The 20,721-nt window shown below is 67.6% G+C and carries 21 protein-coding genes; 9 read left to right on the top strand and 12 right to left on the bottom strand.

Translation table 11 applies throughout. The annotated features are described in order from the left end of the window. Complete coding sequence (gene rpsA, locus BLW44_RS07910; RefSeq protein ID WP_060926482.1) at positions 1–1,455, bottom strand: 30S ribosomal protein S1; 1,455 nt, start codon at positions 1,453–1,455, stop codon at positions 1–3. Between the two features lie 203 nt (positions 1,456–1,658). Between rpsA and BLW44_RS07905 the strand changes: the two genes are divergently transcribed. Then, on the top strand, positions 1,659–2,594 hold the full coding sequence (locus tag BLW44_RS07905) for a 5'-3' exonuclease (protein WP_060926483.1): 936 nt from the start codon (positions 1,659–1,661) through the stop codon (positions 2,592–2,594). 1 nt (position 2,595) lies between these two features. Here the strand turns inward: BLW44_RS07905 and BLW44_RS07900 are convergent, their stop codons facing one another. Both BLW44_RS07900 and trpD read right to left on the bottom strand, forming a co-directional pair. Further along, on the bottom strand, positions 2,596–3,582 hold the full coding sequence (locus BLW44_RS07900; RefSeq protein WP_060926484.1) for a PHP domain-containing protein: 987 nt from the start codon (positions 3,580–3,582) through the stop codon (positions 2,596–2,598). Positions 3,583–3,590: 8 nt separating this feature from the next. After that, positions 3,591–4,655, bottom strand: a complete 1,065-nt coding sequence (trpD, locus tag BLW44_RS07895; protein WP_060926485.1) for an anthranilate phosphoribosyltransferase — start codon at positions 4,653–4,655, stop codon at positions 3,591–3,593. Between the two features lie 192 nt (positions 4,656–4,847). Between trpD and ctaE the strand changes: the two genes are divergently transcribed. From ctaE to BLW44_RS07860, 7 genes are all read left to right on the top strand, one after another. Beyond that, positions 4,848–5,501: an aa3-type cytochrome oxidase subunit III gene (gene ctaE / locus BLW44_RS07890; RefSeq protein WP_139305253.1), complete on the top strand. Its 654-nt coding sequence runs from the start codon at positions 4,848–4,850 to the stop codon at positions 5,499–5,501. A gap of 20 nt (positions 5,502–5,521) precedes the next feature. Further along, on the top strand, positions 5,522–6,325 hold the full coding sequence (gene qcrC / locus BLW44_RS07885) for a cytochrome bc1 complex diheme cytochrome c subunit (RefSeq protein WP_060926486.1): 804 nt from the start codon (positions 5,522–5,524) through the stop codon (positions 6,323–6,325). Positions 6,326–6,361: 36 nt separating this feature from the next. Further along, the gene (qcrA, locus tag BLW44_RS07880) at positions 6,362–7,438 is read left to right on the top strand and encodes a cytochrome bc1 complex Rieske iron-sulfur subunit (protein WP_060926487.1); all 1,077 of its coding nucleotides are present in this window, start codon (positions 6,362–6,364) and stop codon (positions 7,436–7,438) included. Further along, positions 7,435–9,249 carry a cytochrome bc1 complex cytochrome b subunit gene (gene qcrB, locus BLW44_RS07875; protein WP_060926488.1) on the top strand — a complete coding sequence of 605 codons (1,815 nt, stop codon included), beginning with the start codon at positions 7,435–7,437 and terminating at the stop codon, positions 9,247–9,249. The genes qcrA and qcrB overlap by 4 nt, the downstream gene beginning before the upstream one ends. A gap of 92 nt (positions 9,250–9,341) precedes the next feature. Beyond that, positions 9,342–9,755 (top strand): RidA family protein, encoded by a 414-nt coding sequence (locus tag BLW44_RS07870; RefSeq protein WP_060926489.1) that lies wholly within the window; start codon positions 9,342–9,344, stop codon positions 9,753–9,755. Continuing rightward, positions 9,752–10,258, top strand: coding sequence for a GNAT family N-acetyltransferase (locus BLW44_RS07865; protein WP_060926490.1), 507 nt, complete (start codon positions 9,752–9,754; stop codon positions 10,256–10,258). Before BLW44_RS07870 ends, BLW44_RS07865 begins: the two co-directional genes overlap by 4 nt. Positions 10,259–10,343: 85 nt before the next feature. After that, positions 10,344–10,763, top strand: a complete 420-nt coding sequence (locus tag BLW44_RS07860) for a rhodanese-like domain-containing protein (RefSeq protein ID WP_060926491.1) — start codon at positions 10,344–10,346, stop codon at positions 10,761–10,763. 57 nt (positions 10,764–10,820) lie between these two features. Here the strand turns inward: BLW44_RS07860 and BLW44_RS07855 are convergent, their stop codons facing one another. From BLW44_RS07855 to BLW44_RS07835, 5 genes are all read right to left on the bottom strand, one after another. Further along, positions 10,821–11,255: a cytochrome c oxidase subunit 4 gene (locus BLW44_RS07855; protein WP_060926492.1), complete on the bottom strand. Its 435-nt coding sequence runs from the start codon at positions 11,253–11,255 to the stop codon at positions 10,821–10,823. Between the two features lie 3 nt (positions 11,256–11,258). After that, a complete protein-coding gene (gene ctaD, locus BLW44_RS07850; protein WP_060926493.1) occupies positions 11,259–12,992 on the bottom strand; it encodes an aa3-type cytochrome oxidase subunit I in 1,734 nt (577 codons plus the stop codon). A 3-nt stretch (positions 12,993–12,995) separates the two neighbouring features. Next, a complete protein-coding gene (ctaC, locus tag BLW44_RS07845) occupies positions 12,996–13,898 on the bottom strand; it encodes an aa3-type cytochrome oxidase subunit II (RefSeq protein ID WP_060926494.1) in 903 nt (300 codons plus the stop codon). A gap of 96 nt (positions 13,899–13,994) precedes the next feature. Next, entirely contained in the window at positions 13,995–14,360 is a 366-nt protein-coding gene (gene erpA / locus BLW44_RS07840; protein WP_060926495.1) for an iron-sulfur cluster insertion protein ErpA, read from the bottom strand. Between the two features lie 73 nt (positions 14,361–14,433). Then, positions 14,434–15,855: a dipeptidase gene (locus BLW44_RS07835; protein ID WP_060926496.1), complete on the bottom strand. Its 1,422-nt coding sequence runs from the start codon at positions 15,853–15,855 to the stop codon at positions 14,434–14,436. Positions 15,856–15,901: 46 nt separating this feature from the next. Between BLW44_RS07835 and BLW44_RS07830 the strand changes: the two genes are divergently transcribed. Then, the gene (locus BLW44_RS07830; RefSeq protein WP_060926497.1) at positions 15,902–16,489 is read left to right on the top strand and encodes a DUF3043 domain-containing protein; all 588 of its coding nucleotides are present in this window, start codon (positions 15,902–15,904) and stop codon (positions 16,487–16,489) included. A gap of 76 nt (positions 16,490–16,565) precedes the next feature. Here BLW44_RS07830 and BLW44_RS07825 read toward each other — a convergent pair whose 3' ends face one another. From BLW44_RS07825 to BLW44_RS07810, 4 genes are read right to left on the bottom strand one after another with little or no spacing between them, the layout of a single operon-like run. Next, on the bottom strand, positions 16,566–17,588 hold the full coding sequence (locus BLW44_RS07825) for a quinone-dependent dihydroorotate dehydrogenase (protein WP_060926498.1): 1,023 nt from the start codon (positions 17,586–17,588) through the stop codon (positions 16,566–16,568). 10 nt (positions 17,589–17,598) lie between these two features. After that, complete coding sequence (nrdR, locus tag BLW44_RS07820) at positions 17,599–18,069, bottom strand: transcriptional regulator NrdR (protein ID WP_060926499.1); 471 nt, start codon at positions 18,067–18,069, stop codon at positions 17,599–17,601. Between the two features lie 10 nt (positions 18,070–18,079). Then, on the bottom strand, positions 18,080–19,387 hold the full coding sequence (gene hisD / locus BLW44_RS07815; RefSeq protein ID WP_060926500.1) for a histidinol dehydrogenase: 1,308 nt from the start codon (positions 19,385–19,387) through the stop codon (positions 18,080–18,082). After that, entirely contained in the window at positions 19,387–20,688 is a 1,302-nt protein-coding gene (locus BLW44_RS07810) for a hypothetical protein (RefSeq protein ID WP_074731692.1), read from the bottom strand. The genes hisD and BLW44_RS07810 overlap by 1 nt, the downstream gene beginning before the upstream one ends. Positions 20,689–20,721: the final 33 nt, after the last annotated feature.

The following is a 20,721-nucleotide window of genomic DNA, read 5'->3' as shown; positions in this document are numbered from 1 at the left end:
TTACGCGTTGCCGCCCGAGAGCTTCTCGCGCAGAGCCGCGAGTGCCTCGTCGTCAGCGAGCGTGCCCGCGCCTGCGGCCTCGCTCGAGAAGACCTGGCCGCCGAAGTCGTCGCCGGCGGCAGCTTCTGCCTCGGCTGCCTTGGTGACCTGAGCCTTGTGCGCCTCCCAGCGAGCCTGGGCCGCAGCGTACTCCTGCTCCCATGCCTCGCGCTGGGCGTCGAAGCCTTCCTTCCACGCACCGGTCTCGGCGTCGAAGCCCTCCGGGTACTTGTACTCGCCGTTCTCGTCGTACTCCGCGACCATGCCGTACAGGGCCGGGTCGAACTCGGTGCCGTTGGGGTCGACCGACTCGTTGGCCTGCTTCAGCGACAGCGAGATGCGGCGACGCTCGAGGTCGATGTCGATGACCTTGACGAACACCTCTTCGCCGACGGAGACGACCTGCTCGGCCAGCTCGACGTGCTTGCTGGAGAGCTCGGAGATGTGGACGAGGCCCTCGATGCCGTCTGCGACGCGGACGAACGCGCCGAACGGAACGAGCTTGGTGACCTTACCCGGCGTGACCTGACCGATCGCGTGGGTACGGGCGAAGACCTGCCACGGGTCCTCCTGCGTCGCCTTCAGCGACAGGGAGACGCGCTCGCGGTCGAGGTCGACCTCGAGGATCTCGACGGTGACCTCCTGGCCAACCTCGACGACCTCGGAGGCGTGCTCGATGTGCTTCCAGGACAGCTCGGAGACGTGCACGAGGCCGTCCACGCCGCCCAGGTCGACGAACGCACCGAAGTTGACGATCGACGAAACGACACCCTTGCGGACCTGACCCTTGTGCAGGTTGTTCAGGAACGTGGTGCGCGACTCCGACTGCGTCTGCTCGAGCAGCGCGCGGCGGCTGAGCACGACGTTGTTGCGGTTCTTGTCGAGCTCGAGGATCTTGGCCTCGATCTCCTGGCCGAGGTACGGCGTGAGGTCGCGGACGCGGCGGAGCTCGATGAGCGAGGCCGGCAGGAAGCCACGGAGGCCGATGTCGACGATGAGTCCACCCTTGACGACCTCGATGACCGTACCGGTGACGACGCCGTCGTTCTCCTTGATCTTCTCGACGTCTCCCCAGGCACGCTCGTACTGTGCGCGCTTCTTGGAGAGGATCAGACGGCCTTCCTTGTCCTCCTTCTGGAGAACCAGGGCCTCGACCTCGTCGCCGACCTTGACGACCTCGTTGGGGTCGACGTCGTGCTTGATCGAGAGCTCGCGCGAGGGGATGACACCCTCGGTCTTGTATCCGACATCGAGGAGGACCTCATCGCGGTCGATCTTGACGATCGTGCCCTCGATGATGTCGCCGTCGTTGAAGAACTTCAGGGTCTTCTCGACCGCGGCCAGGAAGTCCTCAGCAGATCCGATGTCGTTGATGGCGACCTGCTTGGTGGCCGGGGCGGTCGTTGCGGTAGTCATGTAGTGGGTTGTCCTTGTGAATGGAGACTCGGGCTGAGGGCTCCGGCCGCGCACGGCCGATAACGAGCTCTACAGCGATTGATGGGGTTTCGTCGCCCGGGCATGCATAGGCACGCCACGAGTGACAGTCAAGGTTATCAGATCCGGAACCGAAATGACGGACTCGATATCGCGCGCTGCATCGCGCTGACAGACTGTGTCCCATGCCCCGCGCCGACAAGCTGCTCCTGCTCGACACCGCCAGTCTCTACTTCCGCGCCTTCTACGGCGTCCCTGACAAGGTCACGGCTCCCGACGGCTCCCCGATCAACGCGGCGAGAGGGCTCCTCGACATCATCGCCAAGCTCGTCACGCTGTACGAGCCGACCCACGTGATCGCGTGCTGGGATGACGACTGGCGCCCGCAGTGGCGCGTCGATCTGATCCCGAGCTACAAGGCTCACCGGGTCGTGGAGGTCGTTCCCGCAGGCCCGGACGTCGAGGAGGTCCCCGACCCGCTGGAGGCGCAGATCCCGCTCATCCGGCAGACGCTCGCCGCCCTCGGCATCCCGATCATCGGCGTCGCCGAGCACGAGGCCGACGATGTCATCGGCACGCTCGCGACGCACGCGACCATGCCGGTCGACATCGTCACCGGCGACCGCGACCTTTTCCAGCTCGTGGACGACGAGCGCGGCGTCCGCGTCATCTACACGGCCAAGGGCATGAGCAACCTGGAGATCGTGACGGATGCCGTCGTGGTCGCCAAGTACGGAGTGCTCCCCGGACAGTATGCCGACTTCGCCACCATGCGAGGCGATGCGTCCGACGGACTCCCCGGCGTCGCGGGAGTCGGCGAGAAGACGGCGGCGACGCTGCTGCAGGCGCACGGCGACCTCGAGGGGATCCGCGCGGCGGCCGAAGCGGGCGAGGGTATGAGCGCCGGCGTCCGCGCGAAGGTGCTCGCCGCGGCCCCCTACCTCGAGGTCGCCCCCACCGTCGTCGCGGTGGCGACCGATCTCGACATCGTCGCGCCGAGCGATGCTCTCCGCCCGCTCGACCCGGGCGAGGTGGATGCTGCCACCGCGCTGGCGGAGAAGTGGAATCTGGGAGGTTCGATGACGAGGGCGATCGCCGCGATCGCCACGATCGACGCCTGAATCAGCTCGCCCAGGCGCGCAGGCGCTCGAGGCCCCAGGTGGTGATGATCCGCGCAGCGGGGACTCCCGCCCGTTCGGCACGCTCCGCGCCGTGGTCCAGGAGCGACAGCTGGCCCGGCGCATGCGCATCGGAGTCGATGGAGAACAGGCATCCCGCCTCGAGCGCGATGGCGATCAGCTCGTCCGGCGGATCCTGACGCTCAGGACGCGAGTTGATCTCGACGGCCACTCCGTTCTCGGCACAGGCCGCGAACACCCGCGCGGCATCGAACTGCGACTCCGGCCGCGTGCCGCGGTTCCCCTGCACCAGGCGCCCGGTGCAGTGTCCGAGCACATTGACCCGCGGGTTCGACACCGCGGCGAGCATCCGCGCCGTCATCGGCCGTGAGTCCATGCGCAGTTTGGAATGGACGGATGCCACGACGATGTCCAGCTCGCCCAGCAGCGCGTCCTCCTGGTCGAGCGAGCCGTCTTCGAGGATGTCGACCTCGATGCCGGCCAGGAGCGTGAAGCCGTCCCCCGACTCGGCGCGGACGAGCGGCATCTGCTCGCGCAGCCGCTCCGCCGACAGCCCGCGAGCCACACGGAGGCGCGGCGAGTGGTCGGTGATCGCCTGGTACTCATGCCCGAGGGCGCGGGCGGCCTGGGCCATCACCGCGATCGGGGTGGTGCCGTCCGACCAGTCCGTATGGGCATGCAGATCGCCGCGGAGCTTGGCGCGGAGCTCCGACACCCGCTCCGGCTCCACGTCGCCGCGGAGCTCGATCAGGTACTCGGGCACCTCTCCCGCCTGCGCCTGCCGGATCACCGCGAAGGTCGACTCGCCGATGCCCTTGGCTGCACGCAGCCGCGTGGGGTCGCTCCGGACGTCGTCAGGAAGCTGCTGGAGCGTCGCCGCCGCCTGGCGGAACGCCTTCGCCCGATACCGCGAGGCGCGCTCGCGCTCGAGGAGGGAGGCGATCTCGAGCAGCGCGGCGATCGGGTCCATCACATCTCCTATGCAGAGGCGAGCTCTCGGCTCACGCCGATCCACTCGTCGAGCTTGGCGGCGGCGCGACCGTCGTCGACGGCGGCCGCTGCGCGGTCGTACCCGGCGCGCAGGCGCTCGAGGATGGGGCGCTGCACCTGGGTGGCATCCTGCGAGAGCTCGAAGGCGACGATGCCGGCTGCGGCATTGAGCAGCACGATGTCACGCACGGCTCCCGTCTCCCCCGCGAGCGTGCGTCGCAGCACGTCCGCGTTGTGCTCCGGGGTGCCGCCGAGGAGGTCGGCGAGGTCGGCGATCGGGATGTCGAGGTCGCGCGGATCCAGGTCGTGCTCGTGGATGTCACCGCGGGTGACCTCCCAGATCCGGCTGTGACCGGTGGTGGTCAGCTCGTCGAGCCCGTCGTCGCCGCGGAAGACGAGAGCCGTCGCACCGCGGGTACGGAACACCCCGGTGATCAGGGGCACGCGTTCGAGCTGGGCGACGCCGACGGCGTTCGCCTCCGCGCGCGCAGGGTTGCAGAGCGGGCCGAGCATGTTGAAGACGGTCGGCACCCCGAGCTGGGAGCGCACGGCTCCTGCGTGCTTGAAGCCGGGGTGGAAAGCCCCCGCCCAGGCGAAGGTGATGCCGGTGCGGTCGAGGATCGTCGACACCGCCGCCGGGTCGAGGGTCAGCTCGAGCCCCAGCGCGCTCAGCACGTCGGAGGAGCCGGATGCCGAGCTCGCCGCTCGGTTGCCGTGCTTGACGACCGGGACCCCGGTCGCGCCGATGATGACAGCGGCCGTGGTGGAGACGTTCACCGTGCCGACCCGGTCGCCACCCGTGCCGACGATGTCGAGGACGTTCGGCGAGACCGGCAGCGGGACGGCCGCCTCGAGGATCGCGTCGCGGAAGCCGACGATCTCGTCGATCGTCTCGCCCTTGGCCCGCAGCGCGACGAGGAACCCGGCGAGCTGGGCCTCCGAGACGTCACCGCGCATGATCTGACGCATCGCCCACGTCGACTCCCAGACGCTGAGGTCACGACGCTCCAGAAGAGTGGTGAGCAGATCGGACCAGGTCAGGGAATCAGCCATGTGTGCGATCCTATCGGCGCAGGGAAAACGTGCAGACTCCTCGGCACCTCTGTCCTGCAGGACGGCATCCCCCGTTTCCCGCGGATTCACCGATGATTCGCAGCGTTTTCTTAGGGTCGCCTAAGTGCTTCGACGGCGATTCGAGGCCTCCGGGTGCGAGAATCACGCCCCAGGATCGGCCATAATGGAAGAGTGACGACCTCAGCGACGTATGCCCCGGCGGCAAGAACGATCAAGCGCCCCAATCCGGTAGCTGTCGGCACCATTGTGTGGCTCGGCAGTGAGGTGATGTTCTTCGCGGGACTCTTCGCGATCTACTTCACGCTCCGCAGCACCTCCCCCGACCTCTGGGAGGCCCGGACCGAGCTGCTGAACGTCCCGTTCGCGTTCGTGAACACCGCGATCCTCGTCCTCTCCTCGTTCACCTGCCAGATGGGTGTCTTCGCAGCGGAGGACCTGCAGCCGTACCGGATCGCCAAGGGGCAGAAGAACGGCGCGGGTCGCCGTCGCCTGTTCGGCTGGGGCATGGTCGAGTGGTTCTTCCTCACCTTCGCACTCGGCGCGATCTTCGTGTCCGGCCAGGTCTGGGAGTACGCGCAGCTCGTCGCAGAGGGCATGCCCATCAGCGCCGACTCCTACGCTTCCGCGTTCTACCTGACGACCGGCTTCCACGCCCTGCACGTCACCGGCGGTCTCATCGCGTTCCTGCTCGTCATCGGCCGCGCATACGCCGTCAAGAATTTCCGGCACAAGGAGGCGACCTCCTCGATCGTGGTGTCCTACTACTGGCACTTCGTCGACGTCGTCTGGATCGTGCTGTTCGTCGTTATCTACTTCCTGAAATAAGAGCGGAGCTGATCCCCGAGATGGCACGAGAGAAGAAGCGCCGTTCGAACGGGCGTCGCAGTCCCCTGGCTGCGGCGGCCCTCATCGGAGCAGGCCTCATGATCACCGGCGCCGTGTACGCCGGAACGTCCGCAGCCTTCGCTGCGAGCGACACCGAGACCACGGCGGCCAGCACGCTCACGGTCGAGGACGGCGAGAAGCTGTTCACGGCCAACTGCGCCACCTGCCACGGCCTCGACCTGCAGGGCACCCCCAACGGCCCCAGCCTCTACGGCGTGGGCGAGCTCGCGGTGGAGTTCCAGGTCTCGACCGGCCGCATGCCGCTGCAGATGCAGGGACCGCAGGCTCCCCAGAAGGAGCCGCAGTTCACCGAGGAGCAGATCCTCGCGATGGCGTCCTATGTGCAGTCCGAGGCCCCCGGCCCGACCTTCCCCGACGAGAAGACCCTCGACGGCGAAGGCGACGTGGCGCATGGCGCCGAGCTCTTCCGCGTGAACTGCGCGATGTGCCACAACGTGGCCGCCGCCGGTGGAGCGCTCACGGAGGGCAAGTACGCCCCGGCCATCACGGAGACGAGTGCGCTGCACATCTACGCGGCCATGGTCACCGGCCCCCAGAACATGCCCGTCTTCGGCGACATGAACCTGTCGGACGAGGACAAGCGCGACATCATCTCGGCGCTGCTGTTCCAGCAGCAGTCCGTGCAGGTCGGCGGATTCTCGCTCGGTTCGCTCGGTCCGGTCTCCGAGGGCCTGTTCGCCTGGATCTTCGGAATCGGCGCGCTCGTCGCGATCACCGTGTGGATCACGGCGAAGTCCAACTGACGCTTATTCATCGAAGAGGAACGTACGAGGAGCACCATGGCACACGACGACGACTCGCAGGCTCTTGACAGGGCCTACCAGCCCTCTCCGGGGCTGGGTGTCGCAGTCAGCGATCCCGTGCAGAACCCGGGGCTGCCGCCGCACCGCGCGCGGATGACCGACAAGGACCCGCGCGCTGAGAAGGCTGCGGAGCGCACGGTCTACACCCTGTTCTACCTCTCGCTGGCAGGAAGCATCTGGGCGGTCGCCGCCTACATGCTGTTCCCCATCGAGAGCGGCGCGCTCATCGACATCCGACAGAACAACCTCTTCATCGGTCTGGGCATCTCGCTCGCGCTGCTCGCCATCGGCATCGGCGCGATCCATTGGTCCAAGGCGCTGATGAGCGACAAGGAGCACATCGAGCACCGCCACCCCACCCGGGGCAAGGACTCGACCCGCGAGGCCGTCATCGAGTCGTTCGCCACCGCCAACGAGGAGTCCGGCTTCGGACGGCGCACGATGATCCGCAACTCGCTGTTCGCAGCGATCGTGGCATCGATCATCCCCGGCGTCACGCTGTTCCGCGGGCTCGCACCGCACAGCACGCCGGATGACCCCACTGCGGGCGACCCCGTCGTGCTCCTCAAGCACACGATGTGGGAGAAGGGCGCTCGCCTCGTCCGCGACCCGGACGGCACGCCGATCCGCGCCGCGGATGTCACCCTCGGCTCGGCGTTCCACGTCATCCCGGAAGAGCTCGCTGAGCTCAGCCACCACGACGGCTACCTCGAGGAGAAGGCCAAGGCCATCGTCCTGATGATGCGCCTGCGTCCCGAGCAGCTCGTCGAGGCCGAGGACCGCAAGGACTGGTCGTACGACGGCATCGTCGCGTACTCGAAGGTCTGCACCCACGTCGGCTGCCCCGTGGCGCTGTACGAGCAGCAGACGCACCACCTCCTCTGCCCCTGCCACCAGTCGCAGTTCGATGTGACGGATCACGCCAAGGTCATCTTCGGCCCGGCCGCGCGACCGCTGCCTCAGCTGCCCATCACCGTCGACGACGAGGGCTACCTCATCGCACGCAGTGACTTCACCGAGCCCGTCGGCCCGAGCTTCTGGGAGCGCCATTGAGCACCGCAACGCTGTCCAAAGAGGACAAGGACAACAAGGCGCCTCTCGGCGGCCGCTTCGTCGGCGCCGCGTCGAACTACATCGATGAGCGCACCAGCATCTCCGGCTTCATCAAGGAGCTCGGTCGCAAGATCTTCCCCGACCACTGGTCGTTCATGCTGGGTGAGATCGCACTGTGGAGCTTCGTGGTCGTGTTCCTCTCCGGAACCTTCCTGACGTTCTTCTTCGAGGCCTCCATGGTCGAGACCCACTACACCGGCGCCTACGCTCCGATGCGTGGCATCGAGATGTCGGCCGCCCTCGAGTCGTCGCTGAACATCTCGTTCGACCTCCGTGGCGGGCTCCTGGTCCGCCAGATCCACCACTGGGCCGCGCTGGTCTTCATCGCCGGCATCGGCGTGCACATGCTGCGCGTCTTCTTCACCGGCGCCTTCCGCAAGCCGCGTGAGCTGAACTGGGTGATCGGCTTCGTGCTGTTCATCCTCGCGATGGCCGAGGGCTTCACCGGCTACTCGCTTCCCGACGACCTCCTGTCGGGCAACGGCCTGCGCATCATCGACGGCATGATCAAGGGAATCCCCCTGATCGGAACGTGGACCTCCTTCCTGCTGTTCGGCGGCGAGTTCCCCGGCACAGCGATCGTCGGTCGCCTCTACACCCTGCACATCCTGCTGCTTCCGCTGCTGGTCATCGGCCTCATCGTCGTGCACCTGATGCTCATGATCGTCAACAAGCACACGCAGTTCGCCGGCCCCGGCCGCACGAACGACAACGTCGTGGGCTACCCGATGATGCCCGTGTACATGTCGAAGATGGGCGGCTACCTGTTCATCGTGTTCGGCGTGATCGTGCTGATCGCGACGTTCTTCCAGATCAACCCGATCTGGAACTACGGTCCCTACGACCCGTCCCCCGTCTCCGCCGGTACTCAGCCCGACTGGTACATCGGATTCGCCGACGGTGCGCTGCGTCTGGCTCCGTCGAACCTCGACATCGTGTTCCTCGACCGCACCTGGTCGTTCGGCATCCTGCTTCCGCTCGTCGTGCTGGGCCTGTTCATCGTGCTCGTCGCGATCTACCCCTTCATCGAGGCGTGGATCACGGGCGACAAGCGCGAGCACCACATCGCCCAGCGTCCCCGCAACGCAGCGACCCGCACCGCCATCGGCGTCGCCGGAGTCATCTTCTACGCGGTTCTGTGGGCCGCAGCATCGTCCGACCTCATCGCGACACACTTCATGCTCACGATGGAGGGTGTGATCCACAGTCTCCAGGCGCTGCTCATCATCGGCCCCGTGCTCGGCTACTTCGTCGCCAAGCGCATCGCCATCGCGCTGCAGAAGAAGGATCGCGAGATCGTGCTGCACGGTTTCGAGTCCGGTCGCATCGTCCGGCTCCCCGGTGGCGAGTTCATCGAGGTGCACCAGCCGGTCGACAAGTACGACCGCTGGAAGCTCATCGACGTCGACAACTACGAGCCCCTCGTGGTCCGCCCGAATGCGAAGGGTCGCATCTCGTGGACCGAGAACCTGCGCTCCTCCATCTCGCGGTGGTTCTACGAAGACAGGCTCGCTCCGCTCACGCAGACGGAGATCGAGGCGGCGGATGCGCACCAGCACCACGTCACGGCTCAGAACGACGAGACCGAAGCCGCAGAGATCCAGGGCGCCCACGAGCGCGCCGGCTTCCCTGACGCTCCGCTCACGGTCAGCGAGACCCACGTCGACGAGACGCCGAACACCCCCAGCACGGTCATCGCGACCGAGCCGGTGAAGAAGCCTCGCAAGAAGAAGTCGGACGACGGCGAGTAAGCGCGCCGCTCCCACGCAGAAGGCCCTGTCCGTGCGGACAGGGCCTTCTGCGTGTCCGGGAGGCTCTCAAGCGCACATGGAAGGATCGAGGCATGAGCTCAGCAGTCTCCCTCATCCGCTCCCCCGATCTCGCAGCCGCCCCCTATGCCTACGCGGCTACTGCTCCGGCAGGCTCCCGACTCATCTTCCTCGCCGGAGCCTGCCCGCTCGAGGACGACGGCACCACGACCGCCCCCGGCGACTACGCCGCGCAAGCGTCACGATGCCTCGAGACCCTCGAGATCGCGCTGCGCGCCAGTGGCGCCACACTCGCCGACGTCATCAGCACGCGCGTTCTCGTGGCGTCGTCGTCTCAGGCTGAACTGGTCACGGCATGGGATGTCATTCACGAGGCGTTCGCAGAGCACGACGTACCGAGCACCCTCATGGGCGTCACCGTGCTGGGGTATGACAACCAGCTGGTCGAGGTCGAAGCGATCGCCGCGGTCGCCGAGGAGTCGCGATGAGTGCATCGATCCGTCCCGCCACCATCGAGGACGCCGAGATCATCGGGGCCATCGAGGCCGAAGCGGATGCTCTCCTGATCGCAGGTCTCGGCGCTTCCGACTGGCCGCGCGCCGAAGACGGACTCGCCCGCCTCAGCGAGCCAGGGTTCGTCCTGCTGCTCGAGGACGACACCGCCGATCCCTCCCCCGTCGGTTTCGTCCACGTCCTGGATGCGGACGGACACGCACACCTCGAGCAGCTGTCTGTGGTGCCGTCAGCCGGTCGCCAGGGGTACGGTCGCCAGCTGGTCACTGCAGCCCTCGACGAGGCACGCGAACGCGGCTACTCTCGTGTCACCCTCCGCACGTACGCGGAGATCCCCTGGAATGCCCCGTTCTACGCCTCCTGCGGGTTCCTGGAGAGCATCCCGGAGACGCCGTTCCAACGCGGCCTGGTCGAGACCGAGGCATCCCTGGGCCTCGACCACTACGGCCGCCGCGTGCAGATGACGGCACTCCTCTGACGAGCTCTGCCACGATGGCGGATTCCCGTGCGTCTGCGTCCGTATCGCGAGGGCGCCACCACGAGTGCGCTTCTATGCTGAGAGCATGATCGACCGTGCCGACTACTACGCAGCCAAGCTCGCCTACGAGACCGACGCCAGCGACGTCCATGCCGCTCTGAAGGCCGGGGAGGACATCGTCGTGATCGATGTGCGCTCGGACGAGGCGTGGGCGCAGGGCCGCGTCGCCGGCGCGGTGCACATGCACTACAGCGAGATCGCCCGTCGCGCGCCCGAGGAGGTCCCCTCGGACGCCTCCGTGGTCGTGTACTGCTGGAGCCCCGGATGCAACGCCGGGGCGAAGGGCGCACGGGAGTTCGCCACGCTCGGCTATGACGTGCGCGAGATGATCGGTGGCTTCGAGTACTGGGTCCGCGAAGGCTACCCGGTGGAGGACGCCGACGGCGTGCACCGACGCCCCGTGGACCCGCTCACCGGCACCGCCCGCGTCCGTACCCGCCCTTAGCCAACAGAGATGCAGAAAGCCCCTGGGAGGAAGATCCCAGGGGCTTTCTGCGTCAGATCAGCGGGCGAAGTTGCCGCGGTAGTACTCGTACACCCAGCCGATGATCGCGACGACGAAGATCGACAGGCCGATCGGGAGCAGGAATTGGCCGACGGCCAGACCCACGACGAAGATTCCGGCGGAGCCGGCGAGGACGATCGGCCACCACGACCACGGGCTGAACTCTCCCAGTTCGGGGTCGCCGTCATCGATGTCACTCGTGAGGATGTCCTCAGGCAGCTCGCCGTTCTGCGCCTTGTGCGTGCGATCGAGGTAGAACGCGATCATGGCACCCATGAAGGCTGCGAAGAACAGGGCGACCGTGCCGACCCATTCGATCCGCTCTGCGAAATTGTCCGACGGCGTGGCCAGGATGTGCCAGCCCGTGTACACGACGCCGACGAGGGCGAAGAACGCGGTCAGGACCCACCAGAGAATGACATTGTCGCGCATGGCTCAGTGGCCCTCTCGCTCGCCGGGAGCAGCGGGCGTGAACTCGGCTGCCTCGGGGTGGTTCAGATCGAACGCGGGACGCTCGCTGCGGATCCGCGGGATCGAGGTGAAGTTGTGTCGCGGCGGCGGGCACGAGGTCGCCCACTCGAGCGACGCCCCGTAGCCCCACGGGTCGTTGACCGTGACCTTGGGCGCCTTGCGTGCCGTGATCCACACGTTGAGGAAGAACGGCAGCATGGATGCTCCGAGGATGACCGCACCGATCGTCGACACCTGGTTGCCCCAGGTCCAGCCGTCGGCGGCGGAGTAGTCCGCATAGCGTCGCACCATTCCGTCGACACCCAGCCAGTGCTGGATGAGGAACGTCATGTGGAAGCCGATGAACAGCATCCAGAAGTGCACGTAGCCGAGACGCTCGTTGAGCATGCGACCCGTCCACTTCGGCCACCAGAAGTAGAAGCCCGCGAACATCGCGAACACCACGGTGCCGAACACGACGTAGTGGAAGTGCGCCACGACGAAGTACGAGTCGCTGAGGTGGAAGTCCAGCGGCGGGGCCGCGAGGATGACACCGGTCAGACCACCGAAGACGAACGACACGAGGAAGCCGAGTGCGAACACCATGGGCGTCTCGAACGTCACGGATCCTCGCCAGAGCGTGCCGATCCAGTTGAAGATCTTCACACCTGTCGGGACGGCGATGAGCATGGTCATCAGCGCGAAGAACGGCAGCAGCACGGAACCGGTGACGTACATGTGGTGCGCCCACACCGCCACGGACAGCGCAGCGATCGCGATCGTCGCGTAGACGAGGGTCTTGTATCCGAAGATCGGCTTGCGGCTGAAGACCGGGAAGATCTCCGAGACGATGCCGAAGAACGGCAGCGCGATGATGTACACCTCAGGGTGCCCGAAGAACCAGAACAGGTGCTGCCAGAGCAGGACGCCGCCGTTCTGCGGGTCGTAGATGTGTGCGCCCAGCACACGGTCGGCACCGGCGGCGAAGATCGCGGCGGCGAGGACCGGGAAGGCCATCAGGATCAGAAGGCTCGTGATGAGCGTGTTCCAGGAGAAGATCGGCATGCGCCACATCGTCATGCCCGGTGCGCGCATGGTGATCACGGTGGTGATGAAGTTCACCGCGCCGAGGATCGTGCCGAAGCCCGAGATGCCGAGGCCCAGCATCCAGAGGTTTCCACCCGCACCCGGCGAGAAGGAGGCACTGGCCAACGGCTGATACGCGAACCAGCCGAACGATGCCGCACCCTGCGGGGTGAGGAAGCCGGCGACGGCGATCGTCGAACCGAACAGGAAGAGCCAGAACGCGAAGGCGTTGAGTCGCGGGAACGCCACGTCAGGCGCACCCAGCTGCAGCGGCAGGATCGCGTTGGCGAATCCGGCGAACAGCGGCGTCGCGAACATCAGCAGCATGATCGTGCCGTGCATCGTGAACAGCTGGTTGTACTGCTCCTTCGTCGGGACGATCTGCATCCCGGGAGCGAACAGCTCTGCGCGGATGACGAGCGCCATCACGCCACCGAGCAGGAAGAAGAGCACCGAGGCGATGAGGTACATGTACCCGATCGTCTTGTGGTCGGTGGACGTGATCCACTTGACGACCACGTTGCCCTTCTGCTCGACGCGCGAGGAGCTCATCAGAGCTGCCTGGCGGGCGGGCAGGGTGGTGGGACGGGAGCGAGGGGCCTCGTCGGTGCGGGGTGCTTCAGTGGTCGACATGGCTTACTCCTCTCCTTCCTCGGAGTCGTTGGGGGCGTCCGTGCCCGGGTAGTTCGCGAGACGGTCGTACGCGTCCGTGATGTCTCCCGTGTTGCCTTCCTCCTCGAGCGACTGGAGGTAGGCGTCGTACTCGTCCTGCTCGACGACCTTGACGTTGAACAGCATCATCGAGTGATATTCGCCGCAGAGCTCGGCGCACTTGCCGGCGTACTCGCCGACACGGGTCGGGATGAAGGACCAGGAGTTGTCCTTCCCGATGTACATGTCCTTCTTGTAGAGGAAGTCGATGATCCAGAAGGAGTGGATGACGTCGCGCGACTGCAGGTCGATCGTGACCTTCTTGTCGACCGGCAGCACCAGCGTCGGCAGCTCGGCCTGGTCGATGTTGCCCGCAGCGTCGGGCTGGGCCTGAATGCCCATCGTCCACACGGCGTCGGAGTTGTCCTCCTCCTCGCCGTCGTACTGGAAGTCCCACGCCCACTGCTTGGCGATCGCCGTGATCTCGACGTCGGGGTCATCCCACTTCGCCTCGATCTCGCTCTGGTCGCGAGCCGTGAAGAAGAACATGCCCAGGACGAGGATCAGCGGCACGACCGTGTAGAAGATCTCGATCGGCATGTTGTAGCGCATCTGCACAGGCAGGCCGGTCTGGCCCTTGCGACGGCGGTACGCGATCGCAGCCCAGGCCATCAGACCCCAGGTGATCACGCCGACGGCGAGCAGGACGATCCAGGAGTTGACCCAGAGGGAGGAGACCCGCTCCGTCTGGTTGGTGGCCGCAGGCTCACCCTCCACGAAGCCCGGGAGGTAACCGTTCAGCTCAGTGGCAGTACATCCCGCCAGGGCCACGGCTGCCGCTACTCCCAGGGGGAGAGCGGCCCAACGAAGGCGGCGTTTCGAGGGCACGATGCACCTTTCAGATTGCGGACAGGGCACACCCAAGTCTAGGGCAACCTCACACCTGATTCATGCCAACCACGCAGGTTGGCAGCGGGGTCCTGGTCAGTGGAAGCTGTCTCCGCAGGCGCAGCTGCCGGCGGCATTCGGGTTGTCGATCGTGAAGCCCTGCTCCGAGATCGTGTCCTTGAAATCGATCGACGCGCCGTCGAGGTACGGCACGCTCATGTTGTCGACGATGACCTCCACGCCGTCGAAGTCGACGGTCTCGTCGCCCTCGAGGAAACGCTCGTCGAAGTACAGCTGGTAGATGAGGCCGGAGCATCCGCCGGGCTGGACGGCGACGCGCAGACGAAGGTCGTCGCGGCCCTCCTGCTCGAGGAGGTTCTTCACCTTGGTGGCCGCGGCGTCGGTCAGCTTCACGCCGTGCGCCTGAGTGGTGTCTGCTGCAGTCAGTGTGGTGTCGCTCATGTCACTCCTTGGGACGGGCCGTGCTCGCACACGGCTGGTGCTTCGATTTTACCCTCGACCCGGTCGATCGGGGTCAGATGCGGATGTCGTTCATGCGCGAGAGCAGCAGTGCCTCGGTCGCGACGGCGTGGCGGAACGTGTCCAGATGCAGGGATTCGTTCGGGCTGTGCGCCCGCGAGTGCGGGTCCTCGACGCCCGTGACCAGGATCTGCGCCTCCGGGAACTCGCGCACGAGGTCTGCGATGAACGGGATCGATCCGCCCACGCCGAGGTCGACGGGCGGGACGCCGTAGCCGTCGCGCATGGCATCACGCGTCAGCGCGACCGCCCAGCCGCTGGTGTCTACGAGGAAGCCGTTGCCGAGGTCGACATCGGAGAACGTCAGCTCGGCGCCGAACGGCGCATGCGCCCGCAGATGCGCCTCAAGCGCCGCGTACGCCTCCTCCCCGGTCTGCCCGGGGGCCACTCGTGCGCTGATGACGACGGTGACCTCCGGAAGGAGCGTGTTCGAGGCCGCTTCGACGCTCGTCGCGTCGATGCCGATGACCGTCACCGACGGCTTGTTCCAGATCCGTCCGAGGATCGTGCCATCGCCGATCGGCGTGGTGCCAGGCAGGAGTCCCGCCTCGTCTCGGAGCGTCTCCTCGGAGTATTCGGGGGTCTCGGCGTCGCGGGCGGTCATCCCTTCGACCGCCACGGACCCGTCGTCGTCCCAGAGCGTCGAGAGCATCTTCACCGTCGCCAGCATGGCGTCGGGGACCGCTCCCCCGAACATGCCCGAGTGGGAGGCGTGATCCAGCGTGCGCACACGCACCGTGAAACGGGCGTTGCCGCGCAGCGAGACCGTGAGGCCGGGTGTGACGGAGTCCCAGTTGCCCGAGTCCGCGACGACGATGGCGTCGGCCCGCAGCGCCTCCTTGTTGTCGGAGAGGAACTGCGCGAATGAACGGGAGCCGTACTCCTCCTCGCCCTCGATGAACATCGCGATGCCGAGGTCGAGGTCGTCTCCGAGCACTTCGGCCACCGCGCGGATCGAGGCGATGTGCGCCATGATGCCGGCCTTGTCGTCGGCGGCACCGCGCCCGTACAGGCGCCCGTCCCTGACCGTCGGCTCGAACGGCGGCGTCTCCCACAGGGCGTCATCGCCAGGAGGCTGCACGTCGTGGTGGGCATAGAGCAGGATCGTCGGCCTGCCGTTGCGCGCGGCGCGGGTCGCGAGCACCGCCGGCTGGCCGTGCTCGTCGGTGCCAGGGATCGCCGCACGGAGGATCCGCACGTCGTCGAAGACCCCCGTGTCGGTGGCCAGTGCGGCCACGGCCTCCGAGCTGCGCTCCAGCTGGGTCTGATCGAACGCGGGCCAGGCCATGCCCGGGATGCGGACGAGGCGCCCGAGGTCGCTCAGCGCGGCGGGGAAACCCGTCGACGCCGCTTCGAGGACGGCGGGCTCGCGTTCGCTGGACGGTTTCTGGTCGCCGGGCTGGGCAGGAGATGTCATGCGAGTAATCTTAAGGTGATCCGCCTTCACCGAACCGAGGAACCTCGTGGCCACTACCCCGCTCTCCCCTCCGACGAACGACGATGCCCCAGAGACGCCCGCGTCCGGCAAGGGACGTGCGACGCCGACCAGGGCGGAGCAGGAGGCTGCGCGCCGGCGCCCCCTCGTCGCGAACACCAAGGAGGCCAAGGCCGCCGCTCGTGCCGAGCTGAACGAACGACGCAACCGTGCGCAGGCCGGTCTCGCCGCCGGCGAGGAGAAGTACCTCCCGGCCCGCGACAAGGGCCCGCAGCGTCGCTGGGTCCGCGACTACGTCGACTCCGGCTGGCACCCGGCCGAGTTCGTGATGGGTGTGATGGTGCTCGTGATCCTGGTGTCGCTGCTTCCGGCGAACCTCGCGATCGGAGGGTTCGCCGTCGCCGGCTGGGCCTATCTCGTGATGATGGCGTACCTCGTACTCGCGATCGGCGGCATGGTGCTGCTCGGCATCCGCGTCAAGGCCAAGGTCGCCGAGAAGTTCGGCAAGGACCGCATGGAGCGCGGTCTCGGATGGTACGCGGCGATGCGGTCACTGCAGATGCGCTTCATGCGCCTGCCCAAGCCCCAGGTGAAGCGCGGCGAACGCCCAGCCTGACCGCCGACCCCAGAACGAAGCGAGGCGTCTCCTGCACACGTGCGGGAGACGCCTCGACTGCATCCGGACGGCAGCGTCAGCCTGCGATGAGGCCGCGGTTGATCTCACGCCCCCAGAACGGTCCGCGATACAGGAACGCGGTGTATCCCTGGACCAGATTCGCACCGGCGGCGAGACGCTCCTGGACGTCGGCCGGAGTCTCGACTCCCCCGACCGCGATCACACAGAAGTCCGCGGGAACGGCCGCGCGCACGAGTCGCAGGACCTGCAGGGATCGCGCCTTCAGCGGCGCGCCGGAGAGGCCGCCGGCACCGGCTGCCTCGACCGTCGCGGCATCCGTCGTGAGCCCCTCGCGACTGACCGTCGTGTTGTGCGCGATGATCCCCGCGAGGCCCTCCTGGACGGCGAGCTCGGCGATCGCCGTGATCTCCTCGTCGGGGAGGTCGGGGGCGATCTTGACGAGCAGCGGCGTGGAGCCGGCCGCCTCGCGTACGGCCCTGAGCAGCGGCGCGAGGGTCTCGACGGCCTGCAGTCCGCGGAGGCCCGGGGTGTTGGGCGACGAGACGTTGACGGCGAGATAGTCGGCCAGCGGCGCGAGGCGGGTGGCCGAGGCGACGTAGTCCGCGGTGGCCTGCTCCACCTCCACGACGCGGCTCTTTCCGATGTTCACTCCGATCACCGTGTCGGGGGCACCGCGGCGGAGTCTCGCGAGGCGACGGGCGACAGCATCCGCCCCCTCGTTGTTGAAGCCCATCCGGTTGATGACGGCGCGATCGGCGATGAGACGGAACAGGCGCGGTCGCGGGTTGCCCTCCTGGGGCACGGCGGTGACGGTGCCCACCTCGACGTGGCCGAAGCCGAGAGCGGCGAGACCGCGCACGCCGACGGCGTTCTTGTCGAACCCGGCGGCGACGCCGAATGGAGACGGGAACGTGAGACCCAGCGCCTCGACCCTAAGCGACGGGTCGGGAGCCGTCAGCCGGCGGGTGGCCCAGGAGAAGGGCGGCGCGCCGAGGACACGGATCACCGCCATGCCGGCGTGATGGGCGAACTCGGGATCGAAGCGCGACAGGACAGCGCGGAAGAGCAGCGGATACATCCCTGCCAGATTACCGGTCGGCGGACGCGGCCTTCGCGTGGTCGGCCCGGAGGTCGGTGATCGCGCTCTCGAAGTCCTCGAGCGACTCGAACGCCTGGTAGACACTGGCGAACCGGAGGAAGGCGACCTCGTCGAGGTCGCGGAGCGGGCCGAGGATCGCGAGACCGATCTCGTTCGTGTCGAGCTGCGAGACACCGGTCTGGCGTACCGCCTCCTCCACCCGCTGGGCGAGGATGGCGAGGTCCGCCTCGGTCACGGGCCTTCCCTGGCATGCCTTGCGCACGCCCGAGATGACCTTCTCGCGGCTGAACGGCTCCATGACGCCGGAGCGCTTGATGACGTTGAGGCTCGCCGTCTCTGTCGTGGTGAAGCGGCCGCCGCACTCAGGGCACTGACGGCGTCTGCGGATGGACAGCCCGTCGTCGCTGGTGCGGGAATCGATGACCCGGGAGTCCGAGTGACGGCAGAAGGGGCAGTGCATCTGACCGATCCTACGCGGTGAAACGCGCCTCGATCGCCTCGCCGTGTGCCGGAAGCACCTCGGTGTTCGCGAGAGCGACCACGCCGGAGCGCACCTCGGCGAGGGCGGCCCGGTCGTAGGAGATCACCTGCTGCGGTCGCAGGAAGGTGTACGCGCCGAGCCCCGGTGCGTATCGCGCCTGACCGCCGGTCGGCAGCACGTGGTTGCTGCCGGCCATGTAGTCCCCCAGACTCACCGGGGTGTGATCGCCGACGAAGACCGCGCCCGCACTCGTGAAGGTCGCCGCCGCCGCCTCGGCATCCTGCAGGTGCAGCTCCAAGTGCTCCGGGGCATAGGCGTTGCTGAACGCCGTGGCCATCGCACGGTCGTCGACCAGCACGATCGCCGACTGCGGCCCGTCGAGGGCTGCGGCCACGCGCTCGGAGTGCCGGGTCGCCGCCGCCAGGCGCGCCACGTCGACCGCGACACGCTCGGCCAGCTCGGGCGAATCGGTGACGAGGACCGCTGAGGCCTGTTCGTCGTGCTCTGCCTGGCTGATGAGGTCGGCTGCGACCAGTCGCGGGTCCGCCGCGGAATCGGCCACGATGAGGATCTCCGTCGCCCCCGCTTCGGAATCGGTTCCGACGACGCCCGCTACGGCGCGCTTCGCAGACGCGACGTAGTTGTTGCCGGGGCCGGACAGCACATCGACCGGGTCGAGTCCGATGTCCGCGACCCCATGGGCGAAGGCGCCGATGGCACCGGCGCCGCCCATGGCATACACCTCGGTGATGCCCAGCAGCGCTGCAGCGGCGAGGATCGTCGGGTGGACGCGGCCGCCTTGGTCGTGCTGCGGCGGCGAGGCGAGGGCGATCTGCTCGACCCCCGCGATCTGGGCGGGCACCACGTTCATGATCACGCTCGAGGGATAGACAGCCTTACCGCCGGGGATGTAGACCCCCACGCGGTGCACGGGCTGCCAGCGCTGCGTGATCGTCGCTCCCTCGCCGATCCTGGTGACCTGCGTCGCGGGCACCTGGGCCGCCGACGCGATGCGCACGCGCCGGATCGCCTCGTCGAGGGCAGCACGCACTTCGGGCTCGAGCGCGGCCAGCGCGTCGGCGATGTGCTCGGCCGGCACAGGGATGCGGTGGTCGACCACGTGGTCGAAGCGTTCCGCCTGCTCGCGCAACGCCACCTCTCCGCGCTCCCTGACGTCCTCGACGATCCGCGTCGCGGTGTCGAGAGCCTCCGCCCGCGCCTGGGTGGCCCGGGGGACGGCGGCCAGCATGTCAGCCGGCGAGAGCGTGCGCCCTCGCAGATCGATCGTGCGCACGATCAGCCCTTCGTGATGTCTGCGATGTCGTGCAGGTAGCCGATCCGGCCGTCGTCGTGTCGGACGACGTACGCCCCGCCGCGATCCTCGATCACGAGCGCCCAGGCGTTCGGCCCGATCCGGAAGATCGCCTCGCCGCGCTCGTCGTGGACATCGCGCTCGGTGGGCGCGAGGATCCAGAACGGCTGCGGGGTCGGCGCCTGCTCCCGGGGATTCGTGGCGTCGAGGTCATCGTCGATCGCGGGGAAAGCCGTCGTCTCCGGTGAGGCGACGTCCTGTGCGCGCGCGCCCATCAGCGATTCGATGCTGCCGGTGTCCGACACGATCTCGGGCTCCTGGCCCCACGACCGGCGCGAGTAGGTCGGGGTGTACTCCTCGTCCGAGGTGACCTCGTCCGTTCCTGTGCCGCCACCCGAGGCGTGCGAGGACAGCGGCACCTGCTCGGCCAGGTCGAGTCGAGCGACCTCATCGGTCGCATGCTCTCCCGACAGCTCGATGTCGAGTCCCGCAGCGGGCGCGGTGTACACGCCGGCGGGCGCGCCGTACGCTGCGCCGTACGCGGTGGTGTCGCCCTCGCCGGGTGCCGCCGCGGGCGCCTCGTAGGGCGCATCGGGCTGCTCGACTGCCGGGTCCTGTTCAGCGGCGGAAGCCGCAGGCGCCGGTTCCGCAGCTGCCGTCGGCTCAGGACGCGGGCGAGCGATCACCGGGCGGACCGGGTTCGCGTTGCGGTGCGCGAGCGTGACCAGTCGACCGTGGAAGTCCTCTTTCAGGCCGGGCACGAGCGGGGCGAAGACGGTGAGGACCACGAGCGCGAGCATCGCGATCAGCTGCACCACGCCGTTCCAGTACAGCCCGAACGTGCCGAACCCGATCGCGAAGGCGACCGCATCCCACAGCGCCGCGAGCCAGAACACAGCAGCGACGGAGAAGGCGACGGATGCGAACTGATCGATGCCGAGCGAGCCGACCCGGCGGATCCCGTCGGGCGAGAACCGCCGCAGGACCAGCAGGAACACGGCGACGGTCGGGACTCCGATCGGGAGGATCCAGTGCAGGCCGGTGCCCCAGACGGGGGTTCCCCCGGCATACGGGAAGAAGGAGGCGATGAAGGCGATCGCCCACACGCCCACGATGAGCAGCTCTCGCAGGGTGAAGCCGAGGATGCCGAACTCCGGCGTCACCTCGTCGTCGTACAGGACGCCGTCCTCGTCGGAGAAGTCCTCGTCGACGGTCGGATCGGATGCCGCGGCAGCATCTTCTGCATCGGGGCCGTCAGTGCTCGGGAAGGGGGATTCCGTGCTCATGGGGAGGTCCTTTCGTCACGGTGCGAAGGCTCG

The organism is Microbacterium hydrocarbonoxydans (genome assembly GCF_900105205.1).
In the GTDB taxonomy this organism is placed as follows: domain Bacteria; phylum Actinomycetota; class Actinomycetes; order Actinomycetales; family Microbacteriaceae; genus Microbacterium; species Microbacterium hydrocarbonoxydans.
This window is presented reverse-complemented; position numbering and strand designations above follow the sequence as displayed.